19 protein-coding genes are annotated in these 17,182 nt (G+C 63.3%); 4 read left to right on the forward strand and 15 right to left on the reverse strand.

The window, feature by feature from the left end:
- Positions 1–434 precede the first annotated feature (434 nt).
- The 5 genes from KFK14_RS21035 to KFK14_RS21055 form a co-directional block, all read right to left on the reverse strand.
- Positions 435–974 (reverse strand): lytic transglycosylase domain-containing protein, encoded by a 540-nt coding sequence (locus tag KFK14_RS21035; protein WP_013846858.1) that lies wholly within the window; start codon positions 972–974, stop codon positions 435–437.
- Positions 975–988: 14 nt separating this feature from the next.
- Positions 989–1,582, reverse strand: a complete 594-nt coding sequence (locus tag KFK14_RS21040; protein ID WP_231746298.1) for a restriction endonuclease — start codon at positions 1,580–1,582, stop codon at positions 989–991.
- Between the two features lie 6 nt (positions 1,583–1,588).
- Positions 1,589–4,582 (reverse strand): MobF family relaxase, encoded by a 2,994-nt coding sequence (gene mobF, locus KFK14_RS21045; RefSeq protein ID WP_013846860.1) that lies wholly within the window; start codon positions 4,580–4,582, stop codon positions 1,589–1,591.
- The gene (locus KFK14_RS21050) at positions 4,579–6,729 is read right to left on the reverse strand and encodes a type IV secretion system DNA-binding domain-containing protein (RefSeq protein WP_013846861.1); all 2,151 of its coding nucleotides are present in this window, start codon (positions 6,727–6,729) and stop codon (positions 4,579–4,581) included. The genes mobF and KFK14_RS21050 overlap by 4 nt, the downstream gene beginning before the upstream one ends.
- Positions 6,730–6,901: 172 nt before the next feature.
- Complete coding sequence (locus KFK14_RS21055; RefSeq protein WP_013846862.1) at positions 6,902–7,201, reverse strand: ribbon-helix-helix domain-containing protein; 300 nt, start codon at positions 7,199–7,201, stop codon at positions 6,902–6,904.
- A 464-nt stretch (positions 7,202–7,665) separates the two neighbouring features.
- On the opposite strand from KFK14_RS21055, the gene KFK14_RS21060 reads away from it, so the two are divergent.
- Positions 7,666–7,989: a hypothetical protein gene (locus tag KFK14_RS21060; protein WP_013846863.1), complete on the forward strand. Its 324-nt coding sequence runs from the start codon at positions 7,666–7,668 to the stop codon at positions 7,987–7,989.
- A 164-nt stretch (positions 7,990–8,153) separates the two neighbouring features.
- On the opposite strand, the gene KFK14_RS21065 is transcribed toward KFK14_RS21060, so the two are convergent.
- From KFK14_RS21065 to KFK14_RS21075, 3 genes are all read right to left on the reverse strand, one after another.
- Complete coding sequence (locus KFK14_RS21065) at positions 8,154–9,179, reverse strand: SLOG family protein (protein WP_062066095.1); 1,026 nt, start codon at positions 9,177–9,179, stop codon at positions 8,154–8,156.
- A gap of 83 nt (positions 9,180–9,262) precedes the next feature.
- Entirely contained in the window at positions 9,263–9,736 is a 474-nt protein-coding gene (locus tag KFK14_RS21070; protein WP_021243077.1) for a DUF736 domain-containing protein, read from the reverse strand.
- Between the two features lie 574 nt (positions 9,737–10,310).
- Positions 10,311–10,547 carry a DUF5818 domain-containing protein gene (locus KFK14_RS21075; RefSeq protein ID WP_021244111.1) on the reverse strand — a complete coding sequence of 79 codons (237 nt, stop codon included), beginning with the start codon at positions 10,545–10,547 and terminating at the stop codon, positions 10,311–10,313.
- 98 nt (positions 10,548–10,645) lie between these two features.
- Here KFK14_RS21075 and KFK14_RS21080 point away from each other — a divergent pair, with 98 nt between their 5' ends.
- Together KFK14_RS21080 and KFK14_RS21085 are read left to right on the forward strand one after the other, a co-directional pair.
- Positions 10,646–11,041 carry a hypothetical protein gene (locus KFK14_RS21080; RefSeq protein WP_021244110.1) on the forward strand — a complete coding sequence of 132 codons (396 nt, stop codon included), beginning with the start codon at positions 10,646–10,648 and terminating at the stop codon, positions 11,039–11,041.
- Positions 11,042–11,332: 291 nt separating this feature from the next.
- Positions 11,333–11,482, forward strand: coding sequence for a hypothetical protein (locus KFK14_RS21085; protein WP_021244109.1), 150 nt, complete (start codon positions 11,333–11,335; stop codon positions 11,480–11,482).
- A 24-nt stretch (positions 11,483–11,506) separates the two neighbouring features.
- Here the strand turns inward: KFK14_RS21085 and KFK14_RS21090 are convergent, their stop codons facing one another.
- From KFK14_RS21090 to KFK14_RS21100, 3 genes are all read right to left on the reverse strand, one after another.
- Positions 11,507–11,959 (reverse strand): type II toxin-antitoxin system VapC family toxin, encoded by a 453-nt coding sequence (locus KFK14_RS21090; RefSeq protein ID WP_021244108.1) that lies wholly within the window; start codon positions 11,957–11,959, stop codon positions 11,507–11,509.
- A complete protein-coding gene (locus KFK14_RS21095) occupies positions 11,956–12,270 on the reverse strand; it encodes a type II toxin-antitoxin system Phd/YefM family antitoxin (protein ID WP_021244107.1) in 315 nt (104 codons plus the stop codon). Before KFK14_RS21095 ends, KFK14_RS21090 begins: the two co-directional genes overlap by 4 nt.
- Before the next feature lie 87 nt (positions 12,271–12,357).
- Positions 12,358–13,170 carry a hypothetical protein gene (locus tag KFK14_RS21100; protein WP_246524722.1) on the reverse strand — a complete coding sequence of 271 codons (813 nt, stop codon included), beginning with the start codon at positions 13,168–13,170 and terminating at the stop codon, positions 12,358–12,360.
- 24 nt (positions 13,171–13,194) lie between these two features.
- Between KFK14_RS21100 and KFK14_RS21105 the strand changes: the two genes are divergently transcribed.
- On the forward strand, positions 13,195–13,371 hold the full coding sequence (locus KFK14_RS21105; protein ID WP_013846872.1) for a hypothetical protein: 177 nt from the start codon (positions 13,195–13,197) through the stop codon (positions 13,369–13,371).
- Between the two features lie 111 nt (positions 13,372–13,482).
- On the opposite strand, the gene KFK14_RS21110 is transcribed toward KFK14_RS21105, so the two are convergent.
- From KFK14_RS21110 to KFK14_RS21125, 4 genes are all read right to left on the reverse strand, one after another.
- Positions 13,483–14,487, reverse strand: coding sequence for a deazapurine DNA modification protein DpdA family protein (locus tag KFK14_RS21110; protein WP_013846873.1), 1,005 nt, complete (start codon positions 14,485–14,487; stop codon positions 13,483–13,485).
- Positions 14,488–14,578: 91 nt separating this feature from the next.
- Positions 14,579–14,779, reverse strand: coding sequence for a hypothetical protein (locus KFK14_RS21115; RefSeq protein ID WP_021244103.1), 201 nt, complete (start codon positions 14,777–14,779; stop codon positions 14,579–14,581).
- A 136-nt stretch (positions 14,780–14,915) separates the two neighbouring features.
- On the reverse strand, positions 14,916–16,001 hold the full coding sequence (locus KFK14_RS21120) for a hypothetical protein (protein WP_021244102.1): 1,086 nt from the start codon (positions 15,999–16,001) through the stop codon (positions 14,916–14,918).
- A 43-nt stretch (positions 16,002–16,044) separates the two neighbouring features.
- A protein-coding gene (locus KFK14_RS21125) for an IS3 family transposase (RefSeq protein ID WP_115288562.1) occupies positions 16,045–17,171 on the reverse strand; the annotation gives its coding sequence in 2 pieces (ribosomal slippage) (positions 16,045–16,940 and positions 16,940–17,171; 1,128 coding nt in all).
- Between the last annotated feature and the right edge of the window lie 11 nt (positions 17,172–17,182).

The following is a 17,182-nucleotide window of genomic DNA, read 5'->3' on the forward strand; positions in this document are numbered from 1 at the left end:
TCGGCTCGATCATCAGATTGACCGGATCAGCTCCGGCCGGATGGCCCAAGATCGAGAGCAGGTTATGGGCAACACAAATGCATGATCGACGAACTGCGGGCGCGGGCGTAATACTCACCCTATCGCGCCATTGCCTGCCTGTCGTCAGTTTCACCGATCAGCAGATCGCAGGCCGTCCACCAAGCCTGCCAAGCTGTGCAAGTCCGCCAGCCCCATCGAAGGAGTACACTGACGTAAGAGGACGGCGAACGACGCATCGCTGAATTGGGGCGGAAGCTGCAAAGCGCAGGTGGCCAGCGCACGATCTTAGGTACGATCCCAGTGTTCGCTGAAAAGGGATGACCTCGGAGGGCAGATGCAGCGAACGGGCTGCCTGCCCAGCCTTGGAGTCCAGCGTTGAAAGCTATTCAACCGCTTGTATTCATCGCCCAAAACTACCTCACCAGGTTCCCGCGGCTTGCCGCAAACACGTCCGGGCCAAACCGCCGACGCATGTGGCTTGCGACCTTCTTCGCATAGGCGACCTGCCTCGCCTCGGTTGGGCTATGATAGACGCCAACCGCTTTCCAATAGTCTCCGGTCGCTTCCAGCCCGGACAGGAATATCCAGCGTGCCGCCTCGACATTAAAACAGGGATCGTAGCGCAGCCAATGACGGATCTGCTCCTGGGGTCGTTCGAGCAGTCGGGACATTTTCGGCACCCAGCTACTGTTGATCTGAAGCGGCCCGAGATCGTGGGTGCCGTTGGTATTCGCGATCTCCGCGCCCAGCCAGCCAGCCTCCTGTGTCCGCAAGCCCCAAAGCGTCTTTTCAAGCCAGGCACGCCCCCGCGCGGCGACGCGGATGCAACGGGCGATTTCGGCGACCTCACCAGGTGCAGCTTGCTTCGCCAGCACAGGAGCCGGCGTCAGTATGACGGACAGGATCGCTATACTGGTGAGCGCCCTTCCCGCTACCGAGGCCTGGAAAATCATTGATCGACACGCCCTCATTGCACTATCCGATCACGAAAATCGGAGGGGCCACGTCGAAGAAGATCGCGAGACGGCAGACCATCCGGCTCGAACGGAGCGCCGGTCAGCAGCGCAAGCAATCGCTGCCCGGAGACGATTTCGATGCCATCGGCGCTCGAACAGATCGTGCGGCTCATCCCGCCGGTGCGACCGGTGTGGATGAACATGCCGCGCCGCCGCCGCGCAGCGCAAAGCATGGCGAACTCACGCACATGTTCAGGCTTGATCGCATCGCGATACCGCTTCGCCTGGATCAGCCAGCGCCGGCCATCGATGATGACCTCCCCGTCGACGCCGCCGTCCCCGGTATAGCGGCGATTACGGATGACGCGGTGCCCGCGCTGCTCGAAGGCTTCGAGCAGTAATTCCTCGAACGCCAGCGGATCCATCGCGCGCAGCCGGGCATAGTGCAAGACGGCGGGCTGATCGCGATCCGGTCCGCGCAGCTGCTCGCACATCGTTCGAGCCTGTCGGCGTCGCCAGCGATGACGGATCGGAACGCGATAATGGCGGTATAGCAGGGCAACGAGGGCGGCGCAGGCGATCGCCATCAGCAAAAGTTCCATCATCTTCTCCTATCGGTCATGCCCGCCGCCACGATCGCCATGATCGTGCTGCGGCTGAGGTTGGGATTGGGGTTCTGGTTGGTGGACAGGCTCGCGCGTACCCGCGCGATCGGGCTCCGCCGGCGCGTGCTGACGGTCCCGTTCGATCGTGCCGCGCAGGAAGCGGTCGACCAGCGAGGCAGCCTCCTGCGCGCGGCCGGCGAGGATCTCGGCAAGACTGTTCGGGCGGGGTTCGGAGCGGCCCTGCCGTTTCCGCTCGCGCTGCTCCCGCTCGGCATTACGGGCGGCGCGCTCGCGGGCATTCTCCTCGCGGGAGCGGTCGTGCCGGTCCTTGTGGCGAAGTCCCCGCATCTTGTGGCTGTCGGCCCTGATCCGGCCGAGCCCTTCGAGCGACGAGGTCTTCTCGCCCGATCGCGAGGCGAGCTTTTCCGCGAGACGTTGCTGGCTCTCGGTCCAGAGCTTCACGCCATAGGCGGCGCGAGTGATGGCGGTGTAATAGTTCTGACCGTTGACGAGGCCGGATTCCACAGGCGCCAGCGCATAGACGCGGTCATAGGTCTTGGACTGCGACGAATAGACGGTTTCCGAATACCCATGATCCCAGGTCCGGTGGACCGAGAGATCGACCTGCTGGACGCGCTCGCCGCGGTCCCATCTGATCGTCGCGATATTGCCCTCGAGCGCCAGAACGGTGCCGCGTTCGGCATTCTTGACCTCGAGTTCCTTGTTGACCAGCCGCCACTGGATGCGGTCGCCCTGGGCAAGGTCGCGCTTCTCAGGCAGGAACACATTGACATGCGCCGCCTTGCCGAGGCCCGGACGCCATTCGATCTGGCGGCCATGCTCGTCGACCAGGCGCACGACCTGGCGGCCATGATTGTTCCGGCCGACCCCGACGACGCGATAGTCGGCGTCGCGTGCGATCCCCAGCCTGGGATTGTCGCGCGTGAACTTGAGCACCTGGCCCGCGCTGTAGAAGCGCGCCATCTGCTTTTCCTGGTCGGTCAGGCCGGACGGGGTCAGCACTTCGAGCCGATGGTCTTCGGCCGCGACGGTGCCCTCGCGTTTCAGGACTTCGCGGATATGGCTGTTGACGATCAGACGGGTCGCGTTGTCGAGGACGAGGATATTGGTTTCGCCCCGTATCTCCGGTTTGAGCCGGGTCCAATCGGCGACCATCGCCTTGGCGAGGTTCTCCGCGGTGTCGCCGGTGGTCACGCGATCCAGCGCGGCGAGCGACGCGGCATAGTCGCCCTTGCGCGCCATGTCCGCGGCCTCCTGCGTCGCGTCGGTCAGGTGGCGCCGCGACTCCTTGAGCTGGCTAGTCGGCAGCCCGAGTTGCTGGAGCAGCCAATAGGCCTTGCCCTGCTCGATCGCGCCCGTCTGCTTATTGTCGCCGAGGAATATGAGACGCGCGCCGGTCGCGCGGCTGATCTCCAGCACGCGCAGCGCCTGGCGGTTGCCGAGCTGGCCCGCCTCGTCGAGCGCGAGAATATGCCTGTCGGTAATGCCATAACCGCCGCTCGCGAGCAGCGAGGCGAGCGTGCGGGATTCGATGCCCGCCTTGTGCCCGAGTTCCGCCGCCGCCGAAGAGGTCGGTGCGAGCGCCACGGTGGTATAGTCGTCGCGGGTCGCATCGACCAACGCGGCGACCAGGGTGGATTTGCCTGCGCCGCCGACACCATGCACGCCGACCGCCCGGTTTGTGCCGCTGCCGATGGCGATCAGCGCCGCGGTCTGTTCGGGCTTCAGCCTGGCGGCCGTCGCAGCCTCTTCCAGCCGTTCACGGGTGGCAACCGGCTTCGCATCGCCCATGGCCAGCGACAGATGCTCGGACAGGGCGAGTTCGAGTTTGGCGGTCCGGCGCGATGTCCGGCCGCGCGGAAGCGGCTGGTCGCCGGTCTGGCGCACCGTGACCAGCAGCTTGCCCTTGTTCTCCTGCGCATCGTAGAGCGGCCGCACGTCGCCCAGGCGGACCTCACCGACATGCGATGCGAGCGCGGTGCGATAGAGACGGCCTATATTGTTGACCGCCTCGCGCGTTTCATTCTGGCGGATGCCGAACAGAGCGGCGCGGCGGGCAACGCGCGGATCGGTCTCGATGGTTCGTTCACCCCGCTCCTGCGCCGCGGCCTGGAGCCTGTCGAGATCTTCACGATAGGGTTCAGCACGCACGCGCCATTGCTCGCGCAGGTCATCGAGGCCGATCGTCTCCTTGGCCTTTCGGGTCGCGAAGAAGGAGATCCGGCGCTGGGCCTGTCCCTCAAGCCCGTGCTCCGCGGCATGCTCGTTGATCTGCTCGGCGCGCTGCGAATAGTCACGGATAAGCTGGCCGGGCATGCCTTCGACCTCGAACAGCCCCTTACGCGGATCGAACACGATCTCATGCCCCAGCGCGCGCACGTCGCGGGCAATCTCGTTGCGATAGATCTGACCCATGACGAGCTGCTCGGCATACATCGAGCGCGTCTCGAGACTCGACATGCGGTCGCCATTGAGATGGTTGGTCATGTTGAGAATGACGACATGGGTATGGAGCTGCGGGTCGTGCTCGCGGCTGGCATATTCGGTGAAACGCGCGAACAGCAGCCGGCCCGTCGTCTCGTGGACGATCTCGCCGTCCACCCGGCGGCGCAGCTCGGCATGTTCCTCGGCATAGGCAAGCGCAACCCCGACCGCCCGCTCGTGCGCGGCAAGGATGCGCTCGTCGCCCGTGACCAGCGCCAGGATCGAGATCGACTTGGGCGCGCTGATCGTGAAATCCCAGCCGGGATGATGCTGGATGCCTTCCTTGCGCCGGCGACCGAGCTGCTGGTCGCCGACCTTGCCGGCGAGCAGTTCCTCGAACTGCTTGGGGTCGACAGGCCCGGACAGGCCGAGGCTGGCGGCGAGCTTGCCGCCCCATTCGGAGGGTTCGTTGCCGCCCTTGGTATAATAGTCGCCGATTGTATAGTAGCGGCCGATATTGGCGGGTGTCCCCTTGAGGCGGCGAGGATGGATCATGCCGGCTTCGCCTTCTCACGCGGGCCTTCGGAACGGCCATGGCTGTCGAGCCGCACACGGATCGTGCCGCGCGTCGCCCCCAACAAGGGGATGGGGGTGGCAACCCTGTTCTCCTCGTCGGGATGATCGTCGATCGGCGCTCCCTCGTCCGTCATGCCGGAATCGCTGTGGTCGGTGGGTCCGAACACCTCATCCTGCGGCACGGCGTCCTGGGGATCCGGCAGGCTGGGCGGCTCCTGGGTCGGCTCCCGCGCCGGCGGGGGATTGGCCTCGCCGGTAAAAAGATCGCCTTGCCCCGTTCCGGGAGACGGCGGCGTGTCCGGATGTCCCGGACCCTGCCCTCGCCTCGCGGCCTCCTCCCGCGCCTGGCGCGCGCGGCGCTCTGCCCACGCCTGGGAGATGATGGCCTTGCCGAGCGGCAGCCTTTTGGGGGGCTCGGTGCGTTCAACGAACGCGGCCGCGATCGAAGGCAGCGGATTGAAGCGATCGGTGAAACGGACGACGGGGAGATTGCGCCCGAAACGGAGGAAACCCGAAAGGTTCGGCAGATGGGTGACCTCGGTGTCCAGAACCAGCGGGCGGGTCACCTGCATGCGACTGAGGTTCACCCCGTCGCGCATGTCATTGACGCCGTAGCTCATCCCCTCGTTGGCTTCGACCTGCTCGACCCGGCCAAGGTTTTTGGAGATAAGTTCCGAGGTGTCGCTATCGTTCGCCCGGAGCGCGACCCAGGTCGAGCAGTAGCCGGTGATGGCCGCCGCATCCTCCTTGCCGTAGGTCGCGGTCAGCTGGGGATAGGACTGGAACCCCAATATGCCGCAGCCGCCATATTTGCGCGCACGGGCGAGGAAGTCGGATAGGCTGGGGAGCTTCTGGAGCGTCGGCAATTCGTCAATGACGCAATAGAGCCGCCGGTCGCGGTCGGGCGTGAGGCTCATGATCGCGCTGATCGCGATGTCGAGCCAGACCGTGATCAGGGGGCGCAGCGAAGGAAGCTGGTCGGCCTTGACGGTGACGAACAGCCAGCTGTCGTCCTTCTCGTCCTCGACCCAACGCCGGATCGAGAAGCCGTCCTCGGTATCGTCGAGATAGGCGAAGCTGCGCATGACCGAGGCAAGCTCGGCCTGGACGCCGGCCGAGGTGCGCTCTCCCTCGGCGGAGATGAAAGCGGCGGCATCGGTGCCCTTCACATAGGCGGCAAGATCGGCGAGCGGGGAACGCAGCACCCGATCAAGCAGGACCGAGATGAGCGTGTGCTTCTGCCGCGCGAGCTTGCGCAGGACGGCGACCAGCGTGCCGCGCGCGGCCTTGCTCCAGAACGGATCGCCATGTTTGTCGGGGATCGTAGATTCCGCGATCTGGTCGTAATGATACTCCCGCGGAACATCGACCCAGGGACTCCAGATGTCGGTGCGCTTGTCGAGCGGGTTGAGCAGGATGTCCCTGCCGGGGCGATAGAATTTCTCAACGAAGCTCCCGGCCGTGTCATAGACGATCGCCCGCTTACCCTGCTTGCGGATGCCTTCGAGCATGGTGGTGATGAGGTTGGTCTTGCCCGTTCCTGGAGCGCCGACCAGCAGGATATGTTCGGGCTCGAAGGCTTCCGGCACGGCGACGCCGCCGATTGTGAGCGCCCCCTTCTTCTGCCCCCGGAGCGCGCGCCGCACTTCCGAGGCCGTCCCGAAGCGGGCGCCGCGCAGATATTCGTTGGAGCCGAGCCCCTTCCCAGTTCTGGTAAAATAGAACCAGGCACTGACCAGTCCGAAGAGGGCGACCACACCGGCAATGGCCGCCCCGTGGATGAGGTCCTTTTCGAGTTTGTGGAGCGCCTGCTTCGCGACACCGGAGTCGGCGAGGGTGTCGGCCGAGGTCCAGTATTGGCGCCCGTCGGGGGTGCGGAACAGCACCGGGTCATTGGTCCCCGGCGCCGCATCCGCCTTGATGGTCGCCTCCACCAGCTTGGCGAGGACGAAGCGCTGATAGTCGGTCGACTTTTCGAACGCATACCAGCAGGTCCCCATCAACCAGAGGATCAGCCCGGCCAGCACGGTCTGGAAAAAGACCTGGGTGGTCATGCGGACATTGTGGACGATCGCCTGCCCGCCCCGCGTCCAGCTCCCCAACGTGTCGTTGCGGAAGATGCTCATGGCCGGCCCCTCCCCCGAACGGCTGGCGGTGCGCTACGGCATGCCCCCGGATTTGGGATGGCCCTGACCGGCAGGGAATAATCGCAGGCAATCGCGCGGCCGGACGGGAAGCCCGCCGAGGGGGAACGCGAGGCCGGGCATGTGTCCGCGAGGTGGGGATCCGCGCGCCGGGTCATGGCTGTTCGTCCGGTGAGAGCAGCCCCTTTTCGAGGAGCAGCGCCCTGGCGTCGGCCATGCCCTGTTCGAGCGTCTCGGGCGACCGGCGTCGCACCGATGCCGCGAGGATAGAGAGCGTCTGCAGGACGCAGGAGAGGATTTCGTCCTGCGTCGTGTAGACGTAGCCGCCGCGGGGATCGGCGGTCTGGTCGATCGCGGGGCGGAGGAGTTCGGCGACGCTGACGCCGACTTTACGGGCACGGCGCTGCAGCCGCTCGTAAAGGGCATCGTCGATCCGGATTGTGACCCTTGCCAAGGTGATGCTCCGACTGGAGCTTCGACAAGGAGGTCACGACGCACAGCAACTATAGCGCAGACAAGCGACGATCACAATAAAATCAGCGTGGCGGACGTGTCTGCCAGCCGGAAACGGCGGAATTGCGGGGCTTTTTCGGGCAATAGTACTGAGGCGGCAGACGCGTCAGCCAAATAACGTGAAATCTGGCTGACGCGTCTGCCAACGGAAACCATTGATTATAGGGCAGTTTCAGGCCACAGCACCCGTGCGTACGGTGCATTACAAACCGCGAAGCGCGTGCGTCGCTTGCCCGCAGCAACGGAGTTGCTGCGTCATCCCTACCGCTGCCGGGCGCACCCATTGCGGTGGTGGTCGATGTGGGGAGATAGGTCGCGCTATGCGGTGGGGTCGCTTGTGGCGCGGGTGCGCCTGTGCGACAAGGATCGCGTGACGAGCGGGCCAGCCTGAGAAGGAAACTGGTCATGCCTAAAATGTCTGAACGCGATAGGCTCGCTGATCTGGAAGATCGCGAGAAGAGGATTGCGGTCGAGAAGGCTGCGCTACGCAAGCGGCTACGCGATCGCTATGCGGCAATGGTGACGGCGCTGCCGGTCGAGCAATTGACGGAACGCGAGTTCCGGGACGTGCTGGGCCATGTGTTGCGGTTGGGCGGCGCTGCCGCGCTGGCTGCGCTCAAGGGGGCGTCGGGTGCCTCCGATGCTTCCCATTCGGGGAAAGCGCCAGCCGCGCCAAGGCCCGCAAAGGGGGATGACGGTGGGGCGCTCGGCCCTTCGGTGGGGGCGTGAACCTGTCGGCCCTTCCCCTTTTGGTTCTTCCCGCCGCCGCGCCGTCAGGCGCGGCGGCGGCCGGGGGCACGACAAAAGGCCAGCGCGCGGGGATGCGCGCCAGCCTTGGCGGGTCTCGTGTGATGGGTAGCGCGGCGCTGGGGGAAGCGCCGCGCCGTTTGGTTTCAGGCGCTGCGCCGTGCTTGCCTGAACGTGTCCCCCTCGCCGTTCTGCGGCTTGCGGGATGCGGGGGCATCCTTGGGCTTGCGGAAAGCATGGATGGGAACGCCTTGTTTCCGCATGGTCTGATAGAGATTGGCTTGGATGCCGGACCCTTCGCAAAGGACGGCTTCCACCGGCTCAAGCTCGCCCATCTTGCGGTTGCGCTGATAGGGAGCCTTGCGCCCGCCACCATAGAGGCCATAGGCGACAACGGGGACGCCTTCCCGCGCTGCCCATGCCGCCGCGATGGCGTCCGCCCCTTTCCGTTGCCCGGTGGTAACAAGCGTCATATGCGGAACACGGGCCTTGATCTCGCTTAGCTTCGCCCAAAGCGGTTGCCATTCCTCCCATACGGCTGGGCCGGAAAAGATGACGACGGGGCCTTGCGGCTGGTGCTTCTCGCGCTTGGCAAGGGCGCGCTCCTGCAAGAAATCCAGCGCATTGATATAGCTTGCGGTGGTGACAGATGACGCCTTGCTGCCCTTGGTCGGTGCCCATGCGCGACGCCAACAAGCGCGATACATGGCGGCGGCATAGTCGCGCAATGTCTCGATGGCTGCGCGCTGTTCGGCCAGCGAGCGGCATTGCAACTGGGTATCCTCAAGGTCTTTGTTGAATACCTCGCCCGGTTCCATGCGCCGCGTCATGTCGCGGATTTTGTCGGCAAGCCTATCCTCTTGGCGCTCCACCGTTCCGGCAACGAAATGGAAGCTGTTGACGATACCCCAAGCGATTTGCGGGGCGAGCGGGTCAAGCCGCGTGTCGGTCAAGAGGCAGTAAAGCGACGTGATAAGTTCGCCGCATACCTTCTGCGCGGTGAACGGTTCGGGCATGGTGTGTTCGCCCGGTTCGTCGCCGGGTTCGATGATGGACAGCGGCAGCGGATCGCCAAAGGATGCTTCAAAGGCAGGGTTTGCGGTTTCCTCCGCGATAAGTTCCGGCAGGTCCGCAAATGTGCTAACGGTTTTCTTAGCTGACTTCTTCGTCATGGGTCTGACTCCTGATGGCAGGATGATCGGTTAGGGTCCGGGGAAGCGGTGCAACGCTCCCCCGGCCCGTCTCGGCCTAGCCCCTAGAACGCAACTTCATCGTCCAGATCGGCGGCGGCTCCTTGGCTGGACAGTCCGCCGCTTTCATCGGCGGTGCTGTCACCGAAACCGTAGTCGTCGCCACGGTTGCCGGAAGGCGCATTGTCGCGGGTGGCGCGAATGGCGGGACCGAAATCGTCGCGCTCCGGCCTGCGCCATGCCACCCGATAGCCTTCCTCCACCGAGCCGAAAAGCGCGATGGGCAGGGCTTCGGGCATCGACGGGTCATCAACATGGCCTTGCAGGAAAACCTCGCCGGTTTTCTTGGCGACGGCTTCCCAAAGCGCGCCGACCTGAACGACACGGCCCCCGACATTGGGCGCGATGATTTCATAAGCCGGGGCCAGTTCGTTTTCGCTTTCCACCGGGCGCAAGGCCAGCTTGGGCAGGTCGATTGCGCGGGTGGCAATCCACCCGATGATGCGGCCCTTGTTCAGGTTAAACTCACCGATATTCATAGCCTTTACTCCAAACGATGCATCCGGGGCCAATCCCCATCAGCACCTATACTTATACCCCCTCCCCCTTTTTGAGTATATGTCATTGTTTTCTTGACAGTATTTCATCGCATTTGGTGAGCCAGAGCCAATAAAACGGACGCGGCAGCGTCCCGAACAAAGAAAAGTATGGCGAAGCCATTCCTTCCTGATCAGCGGAGGACGCGACGGTGGCCGTCTGTCATCGCATTCGGAGCCGCCGTCGCCGGGGCTCAAGGGTCAGGGCTGGTCGGGGCAAGCAAGGGACGTCGCGCTGCGGCCTTTAGAAAAGCTTGGAGTAGAAGGGGCCTGCCGACCGCTTACCCCAAGCGACAACGTCGGCAGGCCCCTTCTACTCCTAGGTTTTCTTGGCCGGAGGCAGCCCTTGCTTGCCCCGACCAGCCCTGGCACGCCGAGACCCTGCGAGGCGGCGCAGAATGTGATGACAGACTGCGTGCGACGCTGATTGCGGGCCGAGGCGTCCTCGCCGAGGCCCGCGGCGACGGTTCCCCAAACGCGATGCCCGAGGAGAGATCGGAGCGTGCCTTTGGGGTTGCTACGCTGGCCCGAGCCAGAGAACGTCGAGGAGGCTGCTGCTGGCCTTGCGTGCCTCGACGATGACAGTGGCGTCCACCAGCGGCGGGAAATCCTGCGCGCCATTGAGACGCCAGACGTGGCCATCCTCCATCTCGAGGAGGAAACCGCGCTCGGATCGGCGCAGCTGTCCACGGAGGCGCAGAGGCGCGGCCGCCATGGTCACGGCGCGGGGTGCCGGCCGATCGGGGCGGCCCATGCGGAAGCGAAACTCATGATCGCGATCCTATTGCGGGCATCATTCCGATTGTAAACATGTTCGACCTATGTTCTATTCATGGATGAAAGGACTTTCCCATGATCGCGGACTATCTCGCCACCTTCGATTTCAACCTGTCGCTGATCGATGCAGTCAACGACCCCGATATCGCGGATGTGCGCAGCCAGATCGCCGCCCTCGCGCTCGGGGAAGGTCTCGACAGCGGCTACTATGCCACGCAAGAACTGGCTGAGGCCTTTCTGGAGGCGGCTCGCGAAGCCAATGCCGAGATCACCGATCCCCATAGCCCGGCGCGGGAAAAGCTGGTGGATATCCTCGATAGCGGTCCACCCTATCAACGCAGCCTGTTCGACGCGGTAGCCACGTTGCCGTTGGCGGACGCGGCCAGCCATCTCGCCTGGCTTACCAGCGTAATGCGTGATCGCGCGGATATGTATCGGCCGGTCGAAGCGGCGCGTCTATCGACACGCTGAATATCCCGTCCCCACCTGCGGCATCCGGTAATTTCGCACGGAACCGATTGGCAGTTGCTGCCCGATTGGGTTAGAGGGGCGGGTCCGCCGGTGGTGGGCCGGAGAGTAGAAACTCCGAACAATAGAGTCGGCGCATGCCTTGCGGCCGGATTGCCTGATTATGTCCAGGCTCCGGCTAAAGATCAGGCACGCGTTCTATTGTTCGCGTCTTTCTACCGTCCGGCTCAGGGGCCGGCATCCTCCTCCGGGGGGGTGCCCGCCGACTGAGCGCGACGGGACGGAGAAGCACAGATGACAGACGAAGAGCCAGGGCTGGAAAACGCCATCAAGCACATGGAGGCGGCACTCGAATGCCTCGTCGACCCTAAGGACCAGGTGGTGGCGATACGGCTTTCGCACGCGCTGGATCTGGCGCGGGAGCGATTGCTCGAAGGGGCCTGAGGAAGGATCTCATTCCCGAACTGGTCAGGATAGCGCCAGAGTTGTGGGATCATCCTCCCACGGATTGAATATGGCTGCGCCGCTGTGACGCACATCCTTGACGTTGCGAGTCACGAGATAAAGCTGGTGCTCAATCGCGGTGGCCGCCAGCATTGTGTCGACAACGCCCGGCGCATGGCCCGTCCCTAGCTTGACGTCGCCGGAGATTGCTCCCCATCGCCGGATAATCGCGTCATCAACGGACAGAATGCGACCTTTGAAACGCGCTTCGAGCGCATCGCGAGCCCCGATATAGCGGGGCCGCTCGGGATGGTTCGCGGGTATGGCGTGGATTCCCTTGTCATATTCGCCGAGCGTCAGGATGCTGAGGAACAGCGCTTCTTCGGGCTGCTCCGACGCCCATGTCTTCACGCTCGGCGCGCCGTTGGGATTTATGAGGGCGGCAATCACATTGGTGTCGAGAAGCCAGCCGATCACAAGACGATGTCCCGTCCGCTATCGCGTTCGCGCGTCAGATCGACGCCTTCGAGGTGCAGTCCTTCGAGAAAGGCGACAAGCGGCTTCTTGCGTTCAGGCGGCAGCAATCTTTCGAGTTCGTCGGCGCTGATGATAACGACGGCATCCTTGCCGCGCACCGTGACGCGTTGCGGCCCTTCGCTGCGGGCCAGGCGAACCACCTCGCTGAACCGCGCCTTGGCGTCTTCGAGCTTCCATCCGCGCGCCGCTGGTGGAAGCCTGGAACCACCTTTGCGTGCGGGGCCGTCACCGGCGCGTTTGGAGGTAGTCATGAAAATTCTCCATCTGACTAGTTAGTCAGATATAATGATCCAGCGGTATCGGCGCAAGCTCGATCCGGCATCGGTAGGCCATGTGTGTCATGCCGGCCTGATCCAGTCGCGGGCGGGTGCCCATCCGAGAATGTCACTGCCGCTGTCGCTGACGGCCTCGCCCGATATGTCCCGCCAGGGCGATCGAGGCCGATAGACCGGCATGTAACGGGCGGTGAGCACTTCGAACGTCGAGCAGATATAGCCGCTGAGGCGGATGGCAAGAACGGGTCGATCGTCGTCCGGAAGGCCTGTGAAGACTGAAAGGAAGCCGGGCGGGATAGGGAAGAGTGTGCTTTCGATCATGGCGCGGGCAAGCCGCGTCTCCAATTCGCCCGCTTCGGAGCCCCAGGGATGCGCATCGATGTCGAAGCGATCGGCGCTATCCGGCGACGGACGGATCGAGAATTCACCAGACCAGCAGCGACTGTCCGGGTTCAACGCGGGGACCTCTGCCTTGGCGGCGTTATTGCCCGTATCGGCACGAAACCAATCCGCCATCGCCGGCGTAAGCTGGCCGGTCAGGGCCCATGCCTTGATAGGGTCCGGATCGCGCTCGGGAAATTCGACAAGCCACCATTCGGCGCGATGATGGAGAATCACGCCATAGCAATGACGCTCGGCCGAATTGGATTCGGGACACTGGGTCACGGATACCTCCTTTTTGCGGGCTTGAAGGCCGCAATTGCCCCCATCGGCACAGCCAGGCCGTGCGGCGACGGTGATCGGTGGTTGCAACCGCGCGTCGTTCACGCCAATCTGGCGGTCAATCTTGTGAATTCGCAGCGACAGGCGTAATCGGAGCGTCTCGGACCTGTGAAAAACGGGCGGTCGCCTATCGCCGCTTTGAAAAAGAAACAAAGTGCTCCGACAGGGATGCTCGTGATGAACCTGCCTATCGTGTATCAGCCGCATGCCGTTTCTGATGACGGCGCAATGAGCTTCATGCTCTTTATGGCGGATGCCTGGGCCAAGATGCAGCCGAAGAAGCTAACGCTCGCAGATATGGACGAGTATTGGAACTTCTGTCGGGATGACGAGGTGAGGCGGGCGAGGAGATGATTCGATCGATGGGCAAGACCCTGCGTGGCGTCCTCGACCTTATAGGCCGGTGAGTTCTTCGCACACCGCATAGGTCAGCGACCGAGGCTAAATTCACCAGGACCTGCGTTACTACGTGGCGCTATAGGTTTCAGCCGCCCACTGCGCGACCCACCCTTCGGTGATTTGCTCGTGCGCGATCTCCCCTTGTTCGATCAAAGTGCGGATTTCCGCCCGGGCGAGATCGAGTGCTCTGTCCCATGCGTTTCCGGCCGAAAGCGCAGGTTTCGTGAGCGGCAGATGATGCTGGAATGCGGCGTCGCCCCCGTCGAGCCGGGCCTGCTGCCGGCGTTGCCATCGCTCCATATGACCGGCAACGAACTCGTCGGTCTTCGAAAAGCCTTCGCGCCACGCCTCGATCCGCGCGGCCAGAGAATAGGCGCAGGAATCGAGGCTGGCGATGCGATGCGCAAGCGGCCGCAAATAATGGAGGGCTGTTCCCTTCACACCGAAAAGGTGGAAGCGGAGCGCAGGGTCTGCGTCCCGGTCGAGCCGGCTTAGCACCGCGAGAAGCCCATCAGGACCGGACACCGTGCGGCGGCACATGGAGCCGATACCGACAACCATGCCTGGCCGAAGGATACCGGCAATGCCGTCGAGGCATCGCAGATAGTCGTCGGGATGCCGTCCCTGGATGACGGGCATGAACCGGGCATCGATTCCGCGATCGGCGGCTCTTGCATGACAGGCATGATTGAGCGCGATGGTGCGCGAGATACGGTCGAGGACTTCGTCGCGGTCGCGGGCAATTTCCTCTTCGGTGCACAGGTCGAGGCTCGCGAAGCGCCGAAATGGGTAGCTTGCGGCCAGTTCGATATAGTCATCGGCCGTCCAGGGCAGCCCGCGGTAGCGATGAGCGACGACAAAGCCGGCGGAGTCGAGGTCGATCGACACCAGGCGCGAGGCATTGGCCAGCGAACGCAGGTTCCAGCCCGCCCAGCGCGCATAGCCCTCGCGGCGATCCCATCGCGACAGCGCGTTCGCTGAAATGAGGACCGGATAGCGCATCTCGATCGCGCGCTGGAGAAGCGGGCCACGATTGAGATGCGGGAGGCCGACGATGATCTCTATGTTCATGCTGGCCTCCGCGACGTCACGCTTCTCAAGCGAAGGGTCGGTGAGACGAAAGACGGTTACGCTTGCGGGAGCCGGAAATCCTCCTGCCCTTCTAGAACCAGCTATTGCAAAGGTTGCAACGGCTCCACCAGTAACCGTGCTTGTCGCCGACCTTATAGGCGTTGATGTTGAACCGCTTGCCTGTAGGGCTCGTGGGATCATCATAGCACTCGGCTGCGCCGCAGTTGGGACAGGTGATGCTGTCGGTTACGATGATTTCGGGGGTGTTCGTGGTTCGCTGGCTGCTGGACATGGTTGGTGAACTCCCAGATGAAACTCATCCACCAACCACCCCCTTTCCCCCTGTGGAGAACGCGAAGGGCGCCATGTTGCCGCCCTGTTGTTGCACCAGTCTGCCGCGCCAATGAGCGGATCGATATGGGGCCGGGTTAGCCCAACCGGGTCACCAGCGCATGAGCATCGGCTTCGCAGGCCGCCGCCCCGAGCCAGACGGAACTGCCATCGCGGCGTCCGGCATAGAGTCCGAAGAACTGCGGCGCGACACCCACCGTTTCGGCGGACATGCGGGCGCGCGAGTCCTGCACCAGGCCAACGATATCGACGTGGCCATTCCAGTCGACAGGCAGGGGCAGCAAGGGACTGAATGCCTGGTTCTTCGAGAGCCCCTCGGACCATTCGGGATGATGATCGTCGAGAAAGGCGGCCACGACGCGGAATGCGCCGCTGTGGTCATTATGGATCGCCTCCAGCAGCGGAGGCATCGCGAGCAGCTCGTCCATCATGCCCCGCACATAGATTTTGAACGCAGGATCCTGCCGTCGGCTCCGTGTGGCGGAAGCGAGCGCCGTCTGGAGTTCGAAGAGTTGGGCGCGGGCGTGCGCGAGCGGCGTTCCGGTCGTCAGGTCGGGTCGATCGAAGATGTTCCCGAAGCGCACGCCCGTCGGCGCAGTGCAGGTCTGTTCGAAGATGGTGACCGAAAGAGCGTCCCAGCCTGCGGTCGATATGGCTTCCCTATCCGTATAGAAGTCGGGCTCCATGCCGGACAATTGATCGAGGGCATCGACCCGTATCCGGGCATCGGCAGTCCGACACGAACCTGCTTTGATATCCTTTTCAAGCGCGATTTGGAGTTCGATTGCGGGAAGCGCGATACGCCAAGGACGATTGGCGGGATCATGAGGAAACAGGCCGCGCCTTTCGATCAGCCGGTCGATCTGGGATGCATCGCGTTCATCGGATCGTTCCTCGAACATGTCGGCGGCAAGGGTATGCCAGACGGAAAGCGTGAATGTGTCGAACGGAACGACCTGGCGCGCGGCCATGCAGTCGTCCTCGCTTTCCATATATTCGGCCCAGAAATCACCTTCGCCAAGCGCGTCGTTTTCGGGATTATAGGCAAGCTTGCGCGCAACCATCAGTTCGTTGCTGGACAGCGCGACAAGATCGGCGGACGGCCGAGAGATGATGTCGGCGGTTGCTTCCGTCGTGAAACCGGATAGCTGATGGGTGGGCATGGGCTGTGGACTTGTAACGGTTTTGTGCCGGTCACCTATCTCATTATGCCACCTTGGCTTCGAACGCGAGCGGGCTGATGCCGCCTAGATATGAATGGCGGCGACGGGTGTTGTAGAAGCCATTGATGTACTGAAAGATGGCGGCTTCTGCCTGACGCCGCGTCGGCCAGCTCTGCCGCCAGATGAGTTCCGCCTTCAGGGATTTGAAGAAGGTCTCGACGGACGCATTGTCGTAGCAATTTCCCTTGCCGCTCATTGATGGACGCAGGCCATAGGCCTGCAGCTTTTTCTGATAGTCGTAGGAGCAATATTGGCTACCGCGATCCGAATGGAAAAGGCAGCCCTCGGGAGGCTGGCGCAGGCGCACCGCCATATCCAGCGCCCTGATCGCCAGGTCTTTCTTCATCCTGTCGCTGACTGCCCAGCCTACGACGCGACGGCTATGCAGATCGAGAATGACGGCAAGGTAGAGCCAGCCTTCGGACGTCCAGATATAGGTGATGTCGCCGGCCCATTTACGGTTGGGCGCATCTGCGGCAAAATCGCCGTCCAGCCAGTTCGCTGCGACACCCAGGCGATGGTGGCTGTCAGTCGTAACCTTGTGCTTGCGCGTGCGGACTGGCTTGATCCCGTTGATCTTCATCAGCCGCCCGACCCGGCGCTCGCCAACATCGAGCCCTACCTCCTTCAACTCCATCGTCATGCGAGGACGGCCGTAGCTGCCAAGGCTCAGCCTGTACTGTTCCCGGATATGGGCCAGCACTTTCATATCTGTCCGCTCCCGCCTGCTGATCGGGCGCGAGCGCCAGGAACGATAGCCGCGTTCACTGACATCCATGACACGGCAGAGCAGTTCAACGGGCCACCGGTGCCGCCAGCTATGCACAAATGCGAACTTCACGGCCTTTGGCTCGCGAAGAACTGCGTGGCCTTTTTTAGCACTTCCCTCTCCTCCCGCAGCACACGGTTCTCAAGGCGAAGGCGTTCATTCTCACGCGCCAGATCTGCCTGCGGCGCTGAAACCAGATCACTGGGCCGATACTGCGATACCCACTTGCCCAGCGTCGACTTCCCTATCCCCAAATCCGATGCAACCCGATCGCGCGGCAACCCGCTGGTCAGCGCGATCCGTACCGCCTCTTGCTTGAACTCTTCTGTATGCTTGATCATCTCGTCGGTCT

The sequence above is a fragment of the Sphingobium phenoxybenzoativorans genome (assembly GCF_018286635.1).
Lineage (GTDB): Bacteria > Pseudomonadota > Alphaproteobacteria > Sphingomonadales > Sphingomonadaceae > Sphingobium > Sphingobium phenoxybenzoativorans.